At 52.3% G+C, this 17,128-nt stretch carries 19 protein-coding genes; 10 read left to right on the forward strand and 9 right to left on the reverse strand.

Annotated elements, in window-relative coordinates; all coding sequences use genetic code 11:
• Positions 1 to 303 precede the first annotated feature (303 nt).
• On the forward strand, positions 304 to 2,247 hold the full coding sequence (locus UNDKW_RS02960) for a reverse transcriptase family protein (RefSeq protein WP_162057507.1): 1,944 nt from the start codon (positions 304 to 306) through the stop codon (positions 2,245 to 2,247).
• Between the two features lie 95 nt (positions 2,248 to 2,342).
• Here UNDKW_RS02960 and UNDKW_RS02965 read toward each other — a convergent pair whose 3' ends face one another.
• From UNDKW_RS02965 to UNDKW_RS02980, 4 genes are all read right to left on the reverse strand, one after another.
• Positions 2,343 to 2,888, reverse strand: coding sequence for a transposase (locus UNDKW_RS02965; RefSeq protein WP_162057508.1), 546 nt, complete (start codon positions 2,886 to 2,888; stop codon positions 2,343 to 2,345).
• 274 nt (positions 2,889 to 3,162) lie between these two features.
• Positions 3,163 to 3,912 (reverse strand): tetratricopeptide repeat protein, encoded by a 750-nt coding sequence (locus UNDKW_RS02970; protein ID WP_162057509.1) that lies wholly within the window; start codon positions 3,910 to 3,912, stop codon positions 3,163 to 3,165.
• Between the two features lie 250 nt (positions 3,913 to 4,162).
• Positions 4,163 to 4,633 carry a cache domain-containing protein gene (locus tag UNDKW_RS02975; RefSeq protein ID WP_162057510.1) on the reverse strand — a complete coding sequence of 157 codons (471 nt, stop codon included), beginning with the start codon at positions 4,631 to 4,633 and terminating at the stop codon, positions 4,163 to 4,165.
• Positions 4,634 to 4,881: 248 nt separating this feature from the next.
• Positions 4,882 to 5,646 carry a creatininase family protein gene (locus UNDKW_RS02980; RefSeq protein WP_162057511.1) on the reverse strand — a complete coding sequence of 255 codons (765 nt, stop codon included), beginning with the start codon at positions 5,644 to 5,646 and terminating at the stop codon, positions 4,882 to 4,884.
• 498 nt (positions 5,647 to 6,144) lie between these two features.
• Here UNDKW_RS02980 and UNDKW_RS02985 point away from each other — a divergent pair, with 498 nt between their 5' ends.
• The gene (locus UNDKW_RS02985; protein WP_162057512.1) at positions 6,145 to 6,498 is read left to right on the forward strand and encodes a DUF1428 domain-containing protein; all 354 of its coding nucleotides are present in this window, start codon (positions 6,145 to 6,147) and stop codon (positions 6,496 to 6,498) included.
• 209 nt (positions 6,499 to 6,707) lie between these two features.
• On the opposite strand, the gene UNDKW_RS02990 is transcribed toward UNDKW_RS02985, so the two are convergent.
• Both UNDKW_RS02990 and UNDKW_RS02995 read right to left on the reverse strand, forming a co-directional pair.
• Entirely contained in the window at positions 6,708 to 6,998 is a 291-nt protein-coding gene (locus UNDKW_RS02990; protein ID WP_162057513.1) for a hypothetical protein, read from the reverse strand.
• A 167-nt stretch (positions 6,999 to 7,165) separates the two neighbouring features.
• Positions 7,166 to 8,098, reverse strand: coding sequence for a LysR family transcriptional regulator (locus UNDKW_RS02995; RefSeq protein WP_162057514.1), 933 nt, complete (start codon positions 8,096 to 8,098; stop codon positions 7,166 to 7,168).
• A 121-nt stretch (positions 8,099 to 8,219) separates the two neighbouring features.
• Here UNDKW_RS02995 and UNDKW_RS03000 point away from each other — a divergent pair, with 121 nt between their 5' ends.
• The 3 genes from UNDKW_RS03000 to UNDKW_RS03010 all read left to right on the forward strand — a co-directional run bounded on the left by UNDKW_RS03000 (position 8,220) and on the right by UNDKW_RS03010 (position 10,230).
• A complete protein-coding gene (locus tag UNDKW_RS03000) occupies positions 8,220 to 8,960 on the forward strand; it encodes an SDR family oxidoreductase (protein ID WP_162057515.1) in 741 nt (246 codons plus the stop codon).
• A 21-nt stretch (positions 8,961 to 8,981) separates the two neighbouring features.
• Positions 8,982 to 9,194, forward strand: a complete 213-nt coding sequence (locus UNDKW_RS03005) for a tautomerase family protein (RefSeq protein WP_162057516.1) — start codon at positions 8,982 to 8,984, stop codon at positions 9,192 to 9,194.
• Between the two features lie 331 nt (positions 9,195 to 9,525).
• Positions 9,526 to 10,230, forward strand: coding sequence for a glutamine amidotransferase (locus UNDKW_RS03010; protein WP_162057517.1), 705 nt, complete (start codon positions 9,526 to 9,528; stop codon positions 10,228 to 10,230).
• Between the two features lie 46 nt (positions 10,231 to 10,276).
• On the opposite strand, the gene UNDKW_RS03015 is transcribed toward UNDKW_RS03010, so the two are convergent.
• Positions 10,277 to 11,167, reverse strand: a complete 891-nt coding sequence (locus tag UNDKW_RS03015; RefSeq protein WP_162057518.1) for a LysR family transcriptional regulator — start codon at positions 11,165 to 11,167, stop codon at positions 10,277 to 10,279.
• Between the two features lie 134 nt (positions 11,168 to 11,301).
• On the opposite strand from UNDKW_RS03015, the gene UNDKW_RS03020 reads away from it, so the two are divergent.
• Both UNDKW_RS03020 and UNDKW_RS03025 read left to right on the forward strand, forming a co-directional pair.
• Positions 11,302 to 12,165, forward strand: coding sequence for an MBL fold metallo-hydrolase (locus tag UNDKW_RS03020; RefSeq protein ID WP_162057519.1), 864 nt, complete (start codon positions 11,302 to 11,304; stop codon positions 12,163 to 12,165).
• Between the two features lie 83 nt (positions 12,166 to 12,248).
• Positions 12,249 to 12,638, forward strand: a complete 390-nt coding sequence (locus UNDKW_RS03025) for a nuclear transport factor 2 family protein (protein WP_162057520.1) — start codon at positions 12,249 to 12,251, stop codon at positions 12,636 to 12,638.
• A gap of 6 nt (positions 12,639 to 12,644) precedes the next feature.
• On the opposite strand, the gene UNDKW_RS03030 is transcribed toward UNDKW_RS03025, so the two are convergent.
• Positions 12,645 to 13,511 carry a LysR family transcriptional regulator gene (locus tag UNDKW_RS03030; protein WP_162057521.1) on the reverse strand — a complete coding sequence of 289 codons (867 nt, stop codon included), beginning with the start codon at positions 13,509 to 13,511 and terminating at the stop codon, positions 12,645 to 12,647.
• Between the two features lie 96 nt (positions 13,512 to 13,607).
• Here UNDKW_RS03030 and UNDKW_RS03035 point away from each other — a divergent pair, with 96 nt between their 5' ends.
• A complete protein-coding gene (locus tag UNDKW_RS03035; protein ID WP_162057522.1) occupies positions 13,608 to 14,537 on the forward strand; it encodes a DMT family transporter in 930 nt (309 codons plus the stop codon).
• Between the two features lie 55 nt (positions 14,538 to 14,592).
• Here UNDKW_RS03035 and UNDKW_RS03040 read toward each other — a convergent pair whose 3' ends face one another.
• Positions 14,593 to 15,321, reverse strand: a complete 729-nt coding sequence (locus UNDKW_RS03040) for a metallophosphoesterase (RefSeq protein ID WP_162057523.1) — start codon at positions 15,319 to 15,321, stop codon at positions 14,593 to 14,595.
• Positions 15,322 to 15,466: 145 nt separating this feature from the next.
• On the opposite strand from UNDKW_RS03040, the gene UNDKW_RS03045 reads away from it, so the two are divergent.
• Complete coding sequence (locus UNDKW_RS03045; protein WP_162057524.1) at positions 15,467 to 16,057, forward strand: hypothetical protein; 591 nt, start codon at positions 15,467 to 15,469, stop codon at positions 16,055 to 16,057.
• A gap of 239 nt (positions 16,058 to 16,296) precedes the next feature.
• Positions 16,297 to 17,121 carry a hypothetical protein gene (locus UNDKW_RS03050; protein ID WP_162057525.1) on the forward strand — a complete coding sequence of 275 codons (825 nt, stop codon included), beginning with the start codon at positions 16,297 to 16,299 and terminating at the stop codon, positions 17,119 to 17,121.
• Positions 17,122 to 17,128 lie beyond the last annotated feature (7 nt).

A 17,128-nucleotide genomic window follows, 5' to 3' on the forward strand; every position in this document is an offset into this window, starting at 1 on the left:
CCGGATGGTGTATCGCCATCCATGTTTTTTGCTTAGCTATGCATCACTGAGTTTCTCTTCACTGTGCCGGAAACGACTACCGGCGTGATGACGATGTGGATTCCGTGAACCCCATCACGCCGGTAGTCGTTTCCGGCGTCGAGTGGAGCCTCTCAGTCTGAAGGCTCTTCGATGAGCTTCCTGCCGCTTTCCCTTCTTTTGTCTGGCTCACCGTTTTTGATTTATTTGGAAAACGTGAATTCTTTTGTCGCTCTTTGATATTTGCTGATACCAGCGCGCCAAAAGAAAACAGAGACCAGCGTCATGACACAACAACAGCAAGCATCTGTACAAAACGCATCTGACAAACCCCTGTCACAGATGACACGCGATGAATTGTATGCCCACCTGCGCACGACCACCAAAGATGCCGTGGTCTTGCAAGAGATGCGCCGCCTTGGCTTCTGGCCTGCCGATAGTGGCAAGCCATCGGTGACCGACGAACTCATCACACGCGAAGCTGCACTCAGTAAAGAATTAAATGACTTGACGGCCCAGTTACGCCGCGTGCAAGACCCCAAGGCAGCCCTGCGCGACATGCGCAAGCAACGCATGGCAGCAGCAAAAGAAAAGCGCGAACTGACCAAACAAAAACATGCGCAATTGCGCCACGCCAGGGCACTGGCATGGCAAGAAAAACGCCAGAACGACATAGGCTATCTGGGCGACGGCGTTTCCACTGGCTTGAATTACACCAGCACCAATACCGAAAAGCTGGCGCGTTATCAATTGCCCGCGCTGCAAAAGTCGCTGGACCTCGCAACGGCGATGGGCATACCACTGGCCGAATTGCGCTTCATGAGTTTCCAGCGCAAGGTCAGCCAGGTCAGTCACTACCAACGATTCGCCATTCCCAAAAAGACTGGTGGTCAGCGTTTTATTTCTGCCCCCATGCCGCGCCTCAAGCGTTGCCAGTACTGGGTGCTGGATCACATCCTCGCCAAAGTACCTTGCCATCCTGCTGCCCATGGTTTTTTGCCGCAACATTCCATACTCAGCAATGCCTTGCCGCACGTGGGGCAGGCCGTAGTCATCAACCTTGATTTGAAAGACTTCTTCCCCAGCATAGAATATCCACGCGTCAAAGGTGTTTTCAAATCACTGGGTTATGGCGACCAGATTGCGACCCTGCTGGGCCTGCTGTGTACTGAACAGGCAACAGAAGAAGTGCGTGTTGATACGCAAACATATTTTGTCGCTGGCGAAAAACGCAGCCTGCCACAAGGTGCGCCATCCAGCCCGATGATCACGAACATCTTGTGCCATACCTTGGACAAGCGCCTGCATGCGGCAGCGACCAAGCTGGGTTTTGTATATACCCGTTACGCCGATGATCTGACGTTTTCCAGCAAGCAAAAAGAACGCCCACCGGTCGGCAAACTCCTGTGGCGCGTCAAACAGATCATCGCCGATGAAGGCTTTACCCTGCATCCCGACAAGCAGCACATCATGCGTCACAGCCAAAAGCAGGAGGTCACCGGCATCGTCGTCAACCACAGCCCGACGATCGATGCCAAGACCCTGCACCGCTTCCGCGCCACCTTGCACCAGGTAGAAAAAAATGGTCCGGCTGGTTATCACTGGAATGGCAATACCGATGTCTTGTCAGCACTGGAAGGCTATGCCCGCTATGTCTGCATGGTCAATCCTGTAAAAGGTAAACCATGGCTGCAACGCATTAAGGCTTTGCGAGCGCAATATGCAGAGCAGTCAGCAACCCCGCAGTCAGCATTACGTCCGGTAAGGCCTACGCTACGCCAGCAAGTCGCCAGCGGCAAGACACCGCAAAGAGCAAACGGCCAGGACTGGTGGCAAGTACAGCAAGCCGCTGCCCCCGTGCTGGAGCAAACTGCGCAGCAAGTGGCGGAAGAGAAGAAGGCTGTAAAACAAGCTGCGAAGGAAGAAAAGAAAGCTGCGGCAGCACCCAAAGCCTGGCAATTTGATAGCGCAAACAATAATGGCAATCAGGCAGCCAACGCGGCAAACCAATATACTGCGGCAGAAAAAAACAAACTCAGCAAGCGCCTCTATGGCACGCTGGGCCGCGTCTTTCAGGTTCTTTTGTGCACTATATTTTCAGCCAGCCTGCATAGCCTATATCCGCTGACATTTGGCATCGCATTGGTTTCCTTGAGCCTGATCACTGGCCGCAGCAGCCTGGTGTGGGTCATGGTGATGCTGGCTTTGAGTGTGGTTTTGTTGAGTTGAGTAGCCCGGTAGGGTGCGCCGTGCGCACCGTCTTTGAATAACAGCAATCGTATTTTTCAACGATGGTGCGCACGGCGCACCCTACTATCGGTGATTTATTCACCAAAATCATGATACTCATTCATTGATGTGCTAATTCCCCACTCTGGTGACAATATTCCTTCTTTGACGTAGCGATGAAATGTGGAGTAAGACCAATCCCCTGCGCGTTTAACCAAATCATGCTTGACTGGATTCCAGTGAATGTAATCAACATGTCTGGCGAAATCTTCGTCATCCCGGATTTGATGTTCCCAGAAACGACGTTGCCATATTCCGGATTCTCTTCTTGATGTACGGGACGAAGATAATTCTTCTACACCGAAATTCTTAGCGCACGCTTGCGTTACCAGTCGTTTGATCATAGACCAGCGCATGGAGAAATCTGCATCGTCTTGAGGTAAAGTCCAGATGCAATGCAAATGATCGGGCAGTAATACCCAGGCATCAATCTCGAAAGGATGTGAAATGCGGGTTTGTTGTATCGCTGCGCGCAATGATAGCCGTATCGCAGGCTTGGTCAATATTGGTCTTCGGTGGAGGCTGGTTAAAGTAAAAAAATAACTTGCGCCTTTAATTCGCGACCGTCGATAGTTGGGCATAAAAATATACGCTTAGAGTTCGCCATCTTGTAGGGTGCGCCGTGCGCACCGTCTTTGAATAACAGCAATCGTATTTTTAAGAGTGGTGCGCACGGCGCACCCTACGAAATTACACATATCGCGAATATTTTACGCTAACGTATTGATTGCTTTTCATTGAGTGTGAGCGTAATTTAATAATATCCAGTAGGGTGTGCCATGCGCACCATTTTTTTGATCAACAGCAATCGTATTTTTCAACGATGGTGCGCACGGCGCACCCTACATAGACCCATCACTTGCGGCCAGCAAAAGCACTATTGAGGCGCTTGACCAGATCACGGTTCATGGCTTTGGTATCGCTATTCCAGTGCCGCATGTTTTGCTGGATTTCTGCGTATTGCGCATCGGCGATACTTTGCTCACCTGCCTGCAAGGCCCAGAGGGCATATTCAACGCGCGTCTCCATGCTGCCAAAACGGGCTACCGCATCAGCAAAGGTGGTGCCTGCTTCTTGCTGGCGGCTGGCTGCTACATAGGCCCTGCCAAGCAACAGGGCTTGCTGTTCTGGCCTGTGATTGGGCTGGTCTTTGCTTACTGCCAGTAGCAAAGTGATGGCCTCTTCAGCCTGACCATGCAAGATCTTTGCTTCGGCGGCATTCATGCGGATGACCGCGTCACTGGCAAAAGGCCCTTGCAGGCAGATATCATATTGTTGCACTGCCTTGGCAGTATCACCGGCATCCAGATAGGCATTTGCCAGGCGCATCTGGTTTTGTGCTGTTGGCACCAGATCAAAGGCCTGCTGTGCTTCACGCAGCTCGCGGCCAGGGTTCAGGCTTTTGGCGGCGGCAATCACGGTCTTGCGCATGCCGCGCTCCAGGCGCGATTCTGGCAAAAATACTGCAAAGAAATACACCGCGCTACCCAGCAAGGGAAACATGAATAAAATCATCAGCCAGTACATTTCGCGTTTGTTGCGCATGGCGTGCACCGCAAAAAACAGGGCGATGAGAAAATGAAAACCTGCTCCGATATATGGCATAAAAATAAGTGGTAAAAATAGAGGGCAAATGCATCCTGTACATCTGGAAGTATCCAGCTAATGTGTGCAGATCAGGATGCAACAGGGAGGTAAAACAGTCTAAAACAGCCTAAAAAACAGCGTAGCGAGACTGCCAGCTATCATTTTACCATCAGACGAAAGAGGGGGAGCTTGATTCCTGCTGGCCGTGTTCAAACGATCACGGCCAGTCAGCGTGGGGGGCAAAAATGCAGGTCAGCCTGGGTCAGATTTATTTATAGATGCCGCAAGCAAAATAAATCTCATCTACCCGTTCTACATAAGTACTTTTTTGCTCCAGCGCCTTGGTTACAGGGTTTGGCCATTTGTAATCGACCCAGCCTTTGCCCTCTTTGCTGGCTGCCACTTCATTGATTTTTTTGACGAAGAAAACACCATCGCCATCACGCAATTCACCCAGGGGTTTGCCTAGCAATTTGGGGTTGCCACCATGGGCGAGGGTGACACCGCCAGGTTTGACCGTACCGGCAAACACATACAAATCCTTGTAAATGAACTGCCCCTTGGGGTCATTCACCGCGGCATAGGTTTTTTCAGGACCATTCGCTTTGTAGTAGGTAACGACCTTTTTGATCATGTCGATTGCTTCTTGTGCAGTCGCATGGTCGGCGGCAAATGCGCTACCCTGGGCAAGCAATGACAGGGATAAAGCGACAAGGATGTTTTTGAAAAATTGTCTCATGATGTCTCCGGTATGTGTTTTTATGGCGTGGCCAAATGCCTGACCGTAACGAGCAACGGCGAATCCAGAGTAGGCTTTGCAGGCTGGTTTGGCAATACAAAGACCACACTTTTTCTTTCAGCATCGGGCTACAAGAAAACAATACCAGATTTCCATGTGGAAATGTTGATGTTTTTTTCAGCAGCTTTGTGAATCAATGTGACGGCTATCCGTGGCTATCAGTGGCTATCAATGTGTATGATTGGCGATCACACAGGTTTTTGTTCAGCACTAAACAGCTTGATGTCACTCAATAACCCAGCTACCGCAGTATCGATGATCTGCTGCCCCAGTTCTATCGTCGCCAGGCTGGAGTCGGCACCGATGCGGCCATCCGGGAAACGGGCGCGGTAATCGAGGGCATCAAGGATGGGGCCAGTCGGCGGAATTTTTGGTGTCAGCTCTACCTGACGCACCTGCTCAGGGTAAGCAGCGTAGGTGACCGCGATTTCTGAGGGAGTCGCATGCGAGCCATGGCCAACCGGGAACATCTCATGGCATAGCGGCGCAACGCCAGGCAAATCCCACCAGTTCCTGAGTTTCAAGGTCAGCGGGCAAGCCTTGTTGTTGTACGAATAATGCGAATAAATTTGCGAGAAAGCCGCCTCAATGGTGGCGATATTGCCACCGTGGCCGTTCAAAAAATAAATGTGGTCGAAGCCATGGCGCGCCAGCGACAAGACCCAGTCTTCAATCGCCGCCATGAAGGTTGAAGGGCGCAGCGAAATCGTCCCGGCAAAGCCCAGGTGATGCTGCGCCATGCCGATGTTGAAGGTGGGTGCCAGCATCATGGCCTGGCCGTTTTGCTGGGCGATTTTTTCGGTGGCAGTGGCGATGATCTCTGGACACATCCAGTCAGTCCCCAGCAAACCCATGGGGCCGTGTTGCTCATTCGAGCCTATGGGGATAATGACGGTTTTGGACGTGTTCAAAAAAGCCGTGATTTCGGGCCAGGTGGAGTAGGCGAGACGCATGGGGTTACTTTCAAATCGGGGTGGGCTGTGTAGTGCTGATTCGCCCGCTGTGGGTTAGCTACGGACGACAAAATTCGCAGCCATCATCTTGCCGCAAATTTTGAAAATCGCCAAATTTTTTTATCTCACACGTCATCGCATGGATTGCGATGGATGGAGGGGTAAGGGAATCAGGAATCAGGTTAAGGGAATCAAGTTAAGGGAATCAGGAATCAGCCGGGCTAGAACTGGATTAAATTCATGTACATTCAAAATCAATCCTGGATTAAATCGATTTATATCCAGAACTAATCGTGGATGAAATTGAGGCATGGTCAAGGAAAATCAAACAGGGCATGCGCACTGCATGGTGACAAAAAATACTTAACATCAGGCCAAATCTTTGCACTAGAATTCAAGCACAGCGACAAATACGGTTGCTTTTTTTGATGCTTTGGATAGTTCAAAAATCCATCAGCTTCATCCTTCATTTATCTTTGCCAGACCAGGAGTTTCAGCATGAGCTACGTTGACGGATTTGTACTCGCAGTGCCCAATGCCAACCGGGAAGCCTATCGCCTGTATTCGGAAAAAACCTCGCCGGTGTTCAAGGAATACGGCGTGCTCAGCATTGTCGAATGCTGGGGCGATGATGTGCCACCCGGCAAGCTGACTTCTTTCCCCCTGGCCGTGCAATGCAAGGAAGATGAAACCGTGGTCTTTTCCTGGATGACCTGGCCATCAAAAGAAGCGCGCAATACCGGATGGGAAAAAGCCATGCAGGACCCGCGCCTGAACCAGGAAGCCAATCCCATGCCCTGCGATGGAAAACGCATGATTTATGGTGGCTTTGAGGTGATGGTGGAGTTGTGATTTGTTGACGAGTGCCGGATGAAAAATTGTCGGGCGTAGTGGCGTAGGTTGGGCTGCGGGTTATCAGCCCAACACTCGGCCTCAGCCATCGTATACGTCATTTGAAAGCCCAGTGTTGGGCTGATAACCCGTAGCCCAACCTACGAGTTAGCGAGATCCAACCCAACTTACAACGCGTAGTCTGGCGAGGCGTAGCCCAACCTACAACGCTACACATCAATGAACAGGTAATCACCAAAGCTATCCTTCAGTGCGACAGCTCTTGCCATCAATGATTTGAGACCTGTATTTTCACTTGATGGGAGCTTTTTGTATGCGATGTATCGTTCGATTAAACCGCAGATGTCAGCGCTGAAATAATGAACAAATAATTGCGTGCCTTCCTGTTGAAGCAGGATGTCATAATGCGCTTCGTAGCAACTGAAATTCAGGTAAATATAATCACCAATACTCGCCATTCCAACCCAGTGTACAGCGTTGTAGGTTGGGCTACGCTTCATCAGCCCAACACTCGGCCTCGGCCATCTTATACGTCATTTGAAGGCCCAGTGTTGGGCTGATAACCCGTAGCCCAACCTACATATCTGCATTTCTGATAGTGTTAATTGCTCTGCACCGTAATCAACATCAGCAGTCCTGCTCCACAAGACTGGTAAACGAATTTTCATCAGCTTATTTCTCCTTTGGTTGTCACAGGCAAGACCCCAAACTTCTGTTCATACAAACCCACCAGCCAATCCACAAACACCCGCACGCGTGGTGATAGCTGGCGGCGGTAGGGGTACAGCGCCGTAACCGGCAAGGGTGGGCTCTGCCAGTCTGCCAGCACTTCTACCAGACGGCCATCGCGCAAGGCGTCGGCGATGTGGAAGCGCGGCAGTTGTATCAGGCCGCAGCCAGCAAGGGCGCAGGTCACATAGTTCTCGGCATCATTGACTGTCATCCAGCCGCCGACGTCAAATTCCTTCACCCGGCCGTCGATATTGAGCACGATGGGATAGTCTATCGCGGTCGTGCTGGAAAAGAACCTGACGGCCTGGTGCAACATCAAATCATCCGGGTGATGTGGTGTGCCAAATCTGGCCAGATAGGCAGGGCTCGCGCATAGTACTTGCGGCATCAGTGCCAGTCGGCGTGCTACCAGAGTTGAATCTCGTGGGTTGCCGCCGCGTATCACGCAATCAACACCTTCGCGCACCAGATCGACCAGGCGGTCACCACTGCTGACCACCAGGTCTATGCCGGGGTAGCGCTCACGAAACTCATGTATGCGTGGCAGCACCACTTGCGTCGCATGGGTGCCATGCATATCGACCCGCAAGACCCCACGCGGATTGGCGGCCACATGGCGCATCGATGCCTCGGCATCATCAAGTTCACTGATGATATGCACGCAACGCTCATAAAAAGCCTGGCCGTCCAGCGTGGTGCGCACCTGGCGCGTGGTGCGCTCGAGCAGACGAGTGCCCAGGCGTGTTTCCAGCTGCTTGATGGCATGGGTGGCGCTGGCCCGGGGGATGTCCAGCATATCCGCTGCCCGGCTGAAACTGCCGGTTTCAACGATGCGGGTAAACAGTTGCAGGGTGTCCAGTTTGTCCATGATTGTTGAGCTGTGTTGAATTATGTTCTGAGTTTATCAGTATTTATCTTGCTGGGTTGAATGCTTAAAGTGTGAACCAGACAGACGCATCAGTCTGTGCAATCTGGATTAAGGAAAAAACATGAACAATGAAATAACAAAAACCGCCATCGTCACCGGTGGTTCACGCGGCATAGGGCAGGCCATCTCCCTGCGCCTGGCGGCAGATGGTTTTGCTGTCGTCGTCAATTACGCAGGCAATGTGAGCAAGGCGCAGGAAACTATCGGCGCCATACAGGCGGCAGGGGGCAAGGCTATCGCCGTGCAGGGCGATGTCAGCAAGCCTGAAGATGTGGCGCAATTGTTTACCACCGCCAAAGAAGTGTTTGGCCGCATAGATGTGGTCGTCAACAGTGCTGGCAGCATGACGATGACCACCATCAACACCAGCAATGTTGATGCCTTTGACAAACTCATCGCCATCAATTTGCGCGGCACTTTCCTGGTACTGGCACAGGCGGCGCAGCATGTAGAAAAGGGCGGGCGCATCATCGCACTATCGACCAGCGTGATCGCCAAATCCTTTCCTGCCTATGGCCCCTATATCGCCAGCAAGGCAGGAGTAGAAGGTTTGGTGCATGTGCTGGCCAATGAATTGCGTGGACGCGATATCACCGTCAATGCGATTGCCCCAGGGCCGGTAGGCACTGAGATGTTCTTTCAAGGCAAAACGGAAGAGCAGGTCAGTAACATCGCCAGGATGAATCCCATGGAACGCATAGGCACGCCAGCAGAAATTGCATCAGCGGTTGCCTTCCTGGCTGGCCCTGATGGTGTATGGGTCAATTCACAAGTATTACGTGTCAACGGCGGTTTCGCCTAATTTATTTTAAAGGAAATAATCATGCCATTTGCCAATTTCAAATTCCCTGAAGGCATCATCGATGCTGCCCGTAAAGAAGAAATCATTCACCGTACCACCACCATGTTTGTCGAATATTTCGGCGAAGGCGTGCGCCCCTATACCATGGTGCTGGTCGAAGAAGTGACCGATGGTGGCTGGGGCAGGGCGGACGAGACCCTGACCCTGGAAAAGATGGGGATGAAGGGGAAGTAACTCTTAGGTTAAGTTTCTTGTAGGTTGGGCCGGGCCTCGCTAGGCTACGGGTTATCAGCCCAACACTCGGCCTCAATCAACGTATGCGTCAATTAAACGCCCAGTGTTGGGCTGGTAAACCGTAGCCCAACCTACAATGCTAGAAAGGCCCGGCCCAGCCTACAAATTTCCAATCATCAGCCTCATCAATATGACACGGCGCGTTTTGAAATTAGCAAATTCAAGACTATATTGTTTATTGGAATCGCGTTGATTTGTCCGCGCAAATGTCCACAGTGCAAGTTGCAACATACTCGGGACCATGCAAGCAAAGCCATATTGAGGAGCCCCCATGAAAACTGCCCTGATCATCCACCACGTCGCTTTTGAAGATGCGGGCAGTTTTCTTGCCCTGCTGAAAGAGCAGGATTTCAACATTCAGGAAGTTAACGCCTGTACCCAGGGCTGGGCTGCGCTAGACCCGCTGGCGGCCGATGTGTGCATCGTGCTGGGCGGCCCTATCGGTGCCTACGAAGATGACAATTATCCCTTCTTGTTGCAAGAGGTGTATTTCCTGCAGCAACGCCTGCATGCAGACTTGCCCACGCTGGGCATCTGCCTGGGGGCGCAAATCATGGCGCGTGCGCTGGGGGGCAATGTTTATCCGGCGGCTGCCAAAGAGATAGGCTGGTTTCCGCTGAAGATGACAAACGAGGGCAAGGACACGCCAGTGCGGCATTTTGATGCAAGGCATTGCAATATGTTCCACTGGCATGGCGATACCTTCGATTTGCCGCAGGGCGCACAATTGCTGGCATCGAGCGAGGCTTGCCACAACCAGGCATATAGCTGGGGCAAACATGGTCTGGCATTCCAGTGCCACCCGGAGGTCACGGCATCAGGGCTGGAAGCCTGGTATGTCGGGCATGCCTATGAAATGGCACATGAGAAATTATCGATAGCGCAGATGCGCCAGCAGGCCGCTGCGCATGCGCTGGACCTCGCACATCAGGCACGTTTGTTCTTTACTGAATGGCTGAGAGTATGCGGAGTGTAATGCTGATTTCAAAGACGGCATGGAACCAGGGCCTGTAGGCATTTACTCACCATGGCTGGCTGGCAAATTCTTCCACCAAAAAATCCAGCAAGGCCCGCACCGCAGGCGACAAGTGGCGACGTGAAGGGAAGAGGGCATAAATAGTCATGGGCGGTGCCGTCCACTCCGGCAAGATGATTTGCAAATCACCCTTGTCCAGATGATCACCCATCAGGTAAGTCGGCAACAGGGCGATGCCGGAGCCGGCCAACACCGCCTGCAACAACACCGTCGCATCATTGGCACTGAAGTGGCTGGCGATATCGGTTTGCACATGCTCATCCCCACGCACAAAGCGCCAGGTATTGCGGCCATAATTGGCATGGCTTAAACAGCGATGGGCAGGCAAGTCCTGCGGGTGTTGTGGCACACCCGCCTGCTGCACATAAGACGGCGCGGCGACCAGCACAGAGTCACAGATCGCAAGTGGCCGCGCGATCAACAAAGGATCAGGCTCGCTGCTGATACGTATCGCCAGGTCTATGCGCGCCTCAACCAGGTTGACGGTGCCATCACCGACATGCAGGTCTATTTTCAGCAATGGATGTTGCGCCAGGAACTTGCTGATGACACGCGCCAGATGACCAAAGGCAAACGAGGTACTGCAAGTCAGCCGCAATTGCCCGCGCAATTCTGCATCATCGCTGCGGGTTTCTTCTTCTATATTTTCCATCAACGCCAGCATTTGCTGGCTGCGGCGCAGGCATTGTTCACCCGCATCCGTCAACGTCACGCTACGCGTGGTTCTTTGCAGCAGGCGGGCATTCAGCCAACTTTCCAGCTCACTCACATAACGCGTCACCATGGCACGCGACATGTCCAGCTTGTCTGCCGTGGCGCTGAAGCTGCCACTGGTCGCCACCTCGCAAAACACCCGCATCGCTGTCAGTCTGTCCATGATCTATCTGCCATTTGCTCGAATATTGAAACAGTTATGTGCATTTTAGCTGGTTTATCTGGCTAAAAAATGAAATTAAACTGCAAGCACTGAATCAATACAGATTCAAAACCCCTTAAAATCTGGAGCCCACCATGCTGCGCACTACCATCCTGGCCACCACCCTCGCTGTCACTTTTGCCTCTGCCGAGGCAGCAACACCCTTGCAAGTCAAAGTCTATAACGCTGACGGCAATAGCTTTAATGTCAACTCCACCCTGGTCTATGGCGAAAAAGAAGCCATGGTCATTGATGCCGGTTTCACCCGTGCAGATGCCTTGCGCATCGCTGCCAATGTGCTTGATAGCGGCAAGCAACTGAAAACCATACTCGTCAGCCAGGCTGATCCTGATTATTACTTTGGCGTAGAAACCCTCAAAGAAATCTTCCCGCAAGCCGATGTTGTCGCCACACCCGCCGTGCTGGAAAAACTGACAGCCAAAGTTGCAGGTAAGGTCGCTTTCTGGGGCCCAAAGATGGGCGCGAATGCACCGCGCACACCAGTCCTGCCAAAAGCCTTGAGCGGCAATAGTCTGACCGTGGATGGCCAAGTGGTCGAGCTGCGTGGCAACCAAGGTTTGCTGGCACACCGCCCTTACTTCTGGATCCCTTCCATCAAAGCCATCGTCGGCAACATAGGCGTATTTGGTAACCTGCATGTATGGACAGCAGATACCCAGACCGTGGCAGAACGTAGCGCCTGGGTCGCACAACTGGATGAAATGGCTGCCTTGCAACCAAATACTGTCGTGCCCGGCCACATGAAATCTGGCACCGCCGTTGATATCAGCGCCATCACTTATACCAAGGCTTATTTGCTGTCGTTTGAGAAAAATGCAGCTGCGACCAAGACCGGAGCAGAGCTGATTGATGCCATGAAAAAAGCCTATCCTGATGCGCCACCAGGTTTGTCTCTGGATATTGGTGCGAAGGTGAATAAAGGTGAGATGAAGTGGTAAGTCTGGTTCAGTCAATTCACTAGAACGTTATCAAACATGGCGAACATTGTTCGCCATGTTGCTACCTGCGAAGCGTAAAAAATATGAGCAACCTCGATATCATCAAGAGTACATACGAAGGTAAGACCTCGGAAGAAAACGGCAAGAACCTCCAACACTATCTGGCGACAGACGCCAGTTGGACCGAGGCGAAAGGTTTTCCCTATGCCGGAACTTATATTGGCTTCGCCGACATACAAAAGAATGTCTTCTACCGTCTCGCCACAGAATGGCTGGACTACAAATTCACCGTAGAAGATTACGTCGCCAGCAGCGACAAGGTCGTAGCTTATGGCACTTATAGCGGTACGCATAAGGCGAGCCAAAAATCTTTCACAGCCAGAGTCGCCCATCTATGGCAATTAAAGGATGAAAAGATCATCCGCTTTGAGCAGTTTGTGGATAGCCACAGCGTTATTGTTGCAATGACCTAGGTCGCGCTACACCCCACGCCGCTCACTCAACCCCTGCATAATCTCATTCGCCAGACACTCCGCCGCAGGCGAATTATTTTTGCGGCCCTTGATCAACACAATGTCCAGCGGCGCTATTGGTTTCAATCCTTCCGCTTTCCCCAGCCGTACCAGATGTGCTGGGACGCTGCATTCGGCCAGTGCGGCGATCGCCAGGCCTGCTTCTACCATCGCGAGTATGCCTAGCAGGCTGGGGCTGCTGTAGGTGGAGTAATACGGCAGATTGCTTTTTTCCAGCGCTGCCAGGGTATGGGCGCGGGCGACGCAGCCTTTGTCGTACAGGGCGACTGGTAGTGGGCTTTTCTTCCAGACGGCGTGTTTTTCTGCGCCTACCCAGACCATGGGTTCACGGCGTATGAAGGCACCGTCGAGGCCTTCATCGCGGGTGACGAAGGCCAGGTCGATGGCACCTTTCTTAAGTAGAGGTCTAAGTAGCAGGCTTTGCAGGCACACCAGCTCTATTTCTACGCCAGTAAATCTCTTGGAAAACCGCTCCAGCACAGCGGGCAGTAGCGAGGATACATAATCATCCGGTGAACCCAGCACCACCTTGCCCACCACTTGTTGTGTACGTAATGCATTCAGTGCCGCCTGCTCAGTCTGCAATAACTGGCGTGCATAGGGCAACAGGGTTTCACCTGCGAGCGTCAGGGCGATGCGCCGGGTATGCCGTTCAAACAGGGGTTGGCCCAGACTGGTCTCAAGCTTGCTGATCTGCATGCTGACTGCGGCCTGTGACCTGTGCACTGCTTCTGCCGCGCTGACAAAGCTCAGGCGTTCGGCGGCCAGCACAAAGGTGCGCAACTGGCTGAGGTTGAGTTCAGATAAATTCATGATTCAGTTATTCGAAAGTATGACTTCAATTTAATCAGCTTGTCTGATGCATGGACAAAATTCATGATAGCGCAATAATCAATCAGAGAGCAAAACATGCCTGCGCCATCAGCCGCCATTCCTTACAACCGCAAGGCCACACTGGCGTACATCGCCGCCATGCTGATGCTGGCAACGCTGGGGATTTTTATTCATGAAGCTGGTCTGGATGCGGTGACGACGGTATTCTTCCGCTGCCTGTTTGCCGCCATCGCGCTGGCACTGTATTGCGCTTACAAAGGCATGTTTGTCGCTACCAATTTCTCACGCAAGAACCTGGGGCTGGCAGTATTTGGCGGTGTGCTCATGGTGGTGAACTGGGTGACCTTTTTTGCAGCGATACAGCGCATAGGCATCTCGGTCACCACGATTGTTTTTCATGTGCAGCCGTTTATCGTCCTGCTGTTGGGAGCAGTGCTGTTCCGTGAAAAAATCGCCACCAATAAACTGGCCTGGATATGCCTGGGCTTTGCCGGACTGGTGCTGGCCTGTGGCTTGCAAGTGAGTGGAATACAGCTGAGTGGGCAAATAAATAAGCAATACCTGACAGGTTTGCTGCTGACACTGACAGGTGCCTGCGCCTACGCCGGTGTGACCCTGACCACCCGCGCCATGCGCAATATGCCAGCACATCTGATTGCACTGATACACTGCCTGGTGGGCATGGTCTTGCTGGCCGGTTTGGTCACTATCCCGGTTGATGGCATCAGGATGCAGCAATGGGCATGGCTGGTAGGGCTGGGCCTGATGCCTACCGCGCTGGCCTATGTCTTGATCTATGGCGCATTACCCAAAATGCCTACGACGGCAATTGCGGTGCTGACCTTTATCTATCCGGCGACGGCGCTAGGTGTGGATTATCTTGTGTATGGGCAACACATTAGTCTGCTGCAAATGGCGGGACTGATGCTGATCGTGCTGGCCAGCCTGGGTGTGAACTTGAACTGGTCGTGGTATGCAGTCAGGCAGAGGCTGGCAGCTTTGTGACACCCAGGGTTTGTTCAATTCACCTGCTTATCTACGTCTATTTACTTAGGTCTGCTTATCTACGTCTATGCAGCGTCGCCCAGGGCACTTCATGATCATGCTTGCCCGCGACTATGACGTTACCGTCTATGTCCGATACTCCACACAAACCCACTCCCTGTGCTTTGAAACCCAGGCGTTCCTGATGTTCGCTGTAGTCGATGCGGTCGTGATGATGACCGTGGAAGCTGCGGCTCACGCGCATGCTGCGGGCCAGTTCATCGATGGTGGCAAAGCCGTGCGGGTGGGCACTGGGGGCTTCATGCGTGACCAGGATGTCGGCACGCTGGCTGGCGAGGTAGTTGTAGTCGGTAGGGAAGATGGAACTGTAATGCTTGCGCGGCAAGCCATCACGCCAGCGGTTTTCTTTACCTGCTTTCTGCGTATATTCTCTTTGCGTCTGGAATTTCTTTGGCCCCGGCGGCATCCAGATATGACCCCTGAACACACCACCCAGACCGGCGATGCGGTAACCGGCAACATCAACTATGCGCCCATGCAGGTTGCGGCCAGCCAGGGCTGAGCCAAACAGGTGGTCGTAGTCGGCATCGGTATCTGTGTCATGGTTGCCGTGGATATACCAGACTTCAGTCAGATCAACGATGGCTGCCAGCTCGATTTCCAGCGGCTGGCGAGCTTGCAAATCTCCGAGGAAGATGATGGCGGCAGGGCGTTTGTCCAGCACCGCATCAATCACATGCTGGAAATTACCGTGGGTGTCGCCGCAAAAAAAAATAGCTTGCATAAAAGTGCATTTAAAATAGTGGCGAATCGAAGACAGCGCCGCAAGAGTTCAGATGCAAAGAATATACCTGAGAAACAAATTCAAATAAGATACAGGTAACAAATATATTTTTGAAATTCCACATTCGTGTTTAGGTAAATCAATTATGTCACTATGGAAATGGATCGTTGCCGCAATCATCCTGTTCTTTGCTGTACAACACTGGCGTAATCGTCCTTTGCCAGTGCCACCAGGCAGTATCGCGCCGAATGACCCTGTACAAACCTCAGGCTCTGGCAAGGCTTACGATCAAAATAATTACAAGCTGACTGCGCTGGCAGACTTTACGGTAGAGGCACGCGTCTTGTCGAAGCAGACTTATTCATCTGACCGCGAAGCCGAGCTGGCCCCGGTAGATCTGGCGCTGGGATGGGGTTCCATGTCTGATACGGCGGTGCTTGATCAGTTGTCGATAGGCCAGAGCAACCGTTTTTATTTCTATCGCTGGGAAAAAGAGCCACCAAGGCCACCTGCAGAAATCGCCACCCACAGCGCGAACATGCATTTGATACCCACCACGCCCGCGCTGGAAAAAATCATGAAAGATGTGCGCGTCGGCCAGGTCGTCAAGATACGCGGCCAACTGGTTGAGGCCAAAGCTGCCGATGGCTGGCACTGGCGTTCATCCCTGACCCGTGATGACACCGGCGCAGGTGCCTGCGAATTGATCAGGGTAGAAGCGATTGAGGTGAAGTGAGCCTGAGATAAATTGATAATGAGTAATAAATTTACAAATTAGTTCTGCCAGGCAGTGCCCTGAGGATAAAAATCCAGTACTTTGTCCAAAAATATAGCACCATGTATCAAAAGTGAGGACACTTTGAAAATTGTTGTGTCTGTTTCTCCCCAAATTTTGCTGCGTGGGATGCAGGTACAGGCTGCCCGGTGGGATGCATTACCCCGCCCCGGCAGCATAATCATTCAAGGAAATGTTACATGCCCTCAGTTTCTGTTTTCACTCCCGCCAGATATGTCGCCACGCTGATGCTCACGCTGCTCATGATGTCCGCACATAGTAGCCAGGCACAAACGCAGGCCAGCTTATCTGCAAGTATGCCTGCAAGTGCACCTGCCAGTACGCCCGCAAGCTCATCCGCAAGCGCGGCTGAAGCTGCAGCAGAAGAATTTCAAAGTGTAGAAGTCAAAGCCGTCAGGGACCCCGCCATCATGCCGTATAAGGTGGCGTATGAGCTGATGTCCAAAGTACGGGCGGCAAGCAAAGACAAGGTGCAGATACAGATACGCATCACCTCGGCAAAAACTCACGCACCGGTACCCAACCTCAGTATCTACCTTGACGGCAAGAGTACCCACCAGCAGCTCGACATTTCAGCAACCGGTTTTGTCAACGTACCGCTGGACCAGGCCGCCTATGCCGATGGTGCCGAGTTTGTGACCAACCAGAAAAAAGGCTCGATGGAAGTTCATGTCCTCCTGCTACCCAAACTGCCGCAAGATGTCTTCAAATATGCCGACATCAGTGAAAGCATAGAGGCTGCACAAATGGCCATCAACGAACTGGTACCCTGGTATTTTCGCCTGTTCATGCCCTCGGTCAATAGCATAGGTATTTGCTATGCAGGACAAAACCAGACTGTGCTGGTCAAAGGCAGTGAAGAACAGCAATTGCCCGCTAACAGTGACGCGACCGACCCTCTCAAAAACAAAGTCCATTGCGCCCGCTTTGCAGCCAAGGATGTTGCCAAAGAAAAGGGTAACCTCATCATGCCGGCAACTGGCTGGCAGGCGATTTATATGTGAAGCCTGG

The organism is Undibacterium sp. KW1 (assembly GCF_009937955.1).
Taxonomy (GTDB): Bacteria; Pseudomonadota; Gammaproteobacteria; order Burkholderiales; family Burkholderiaceae_D; genus Undibacterium.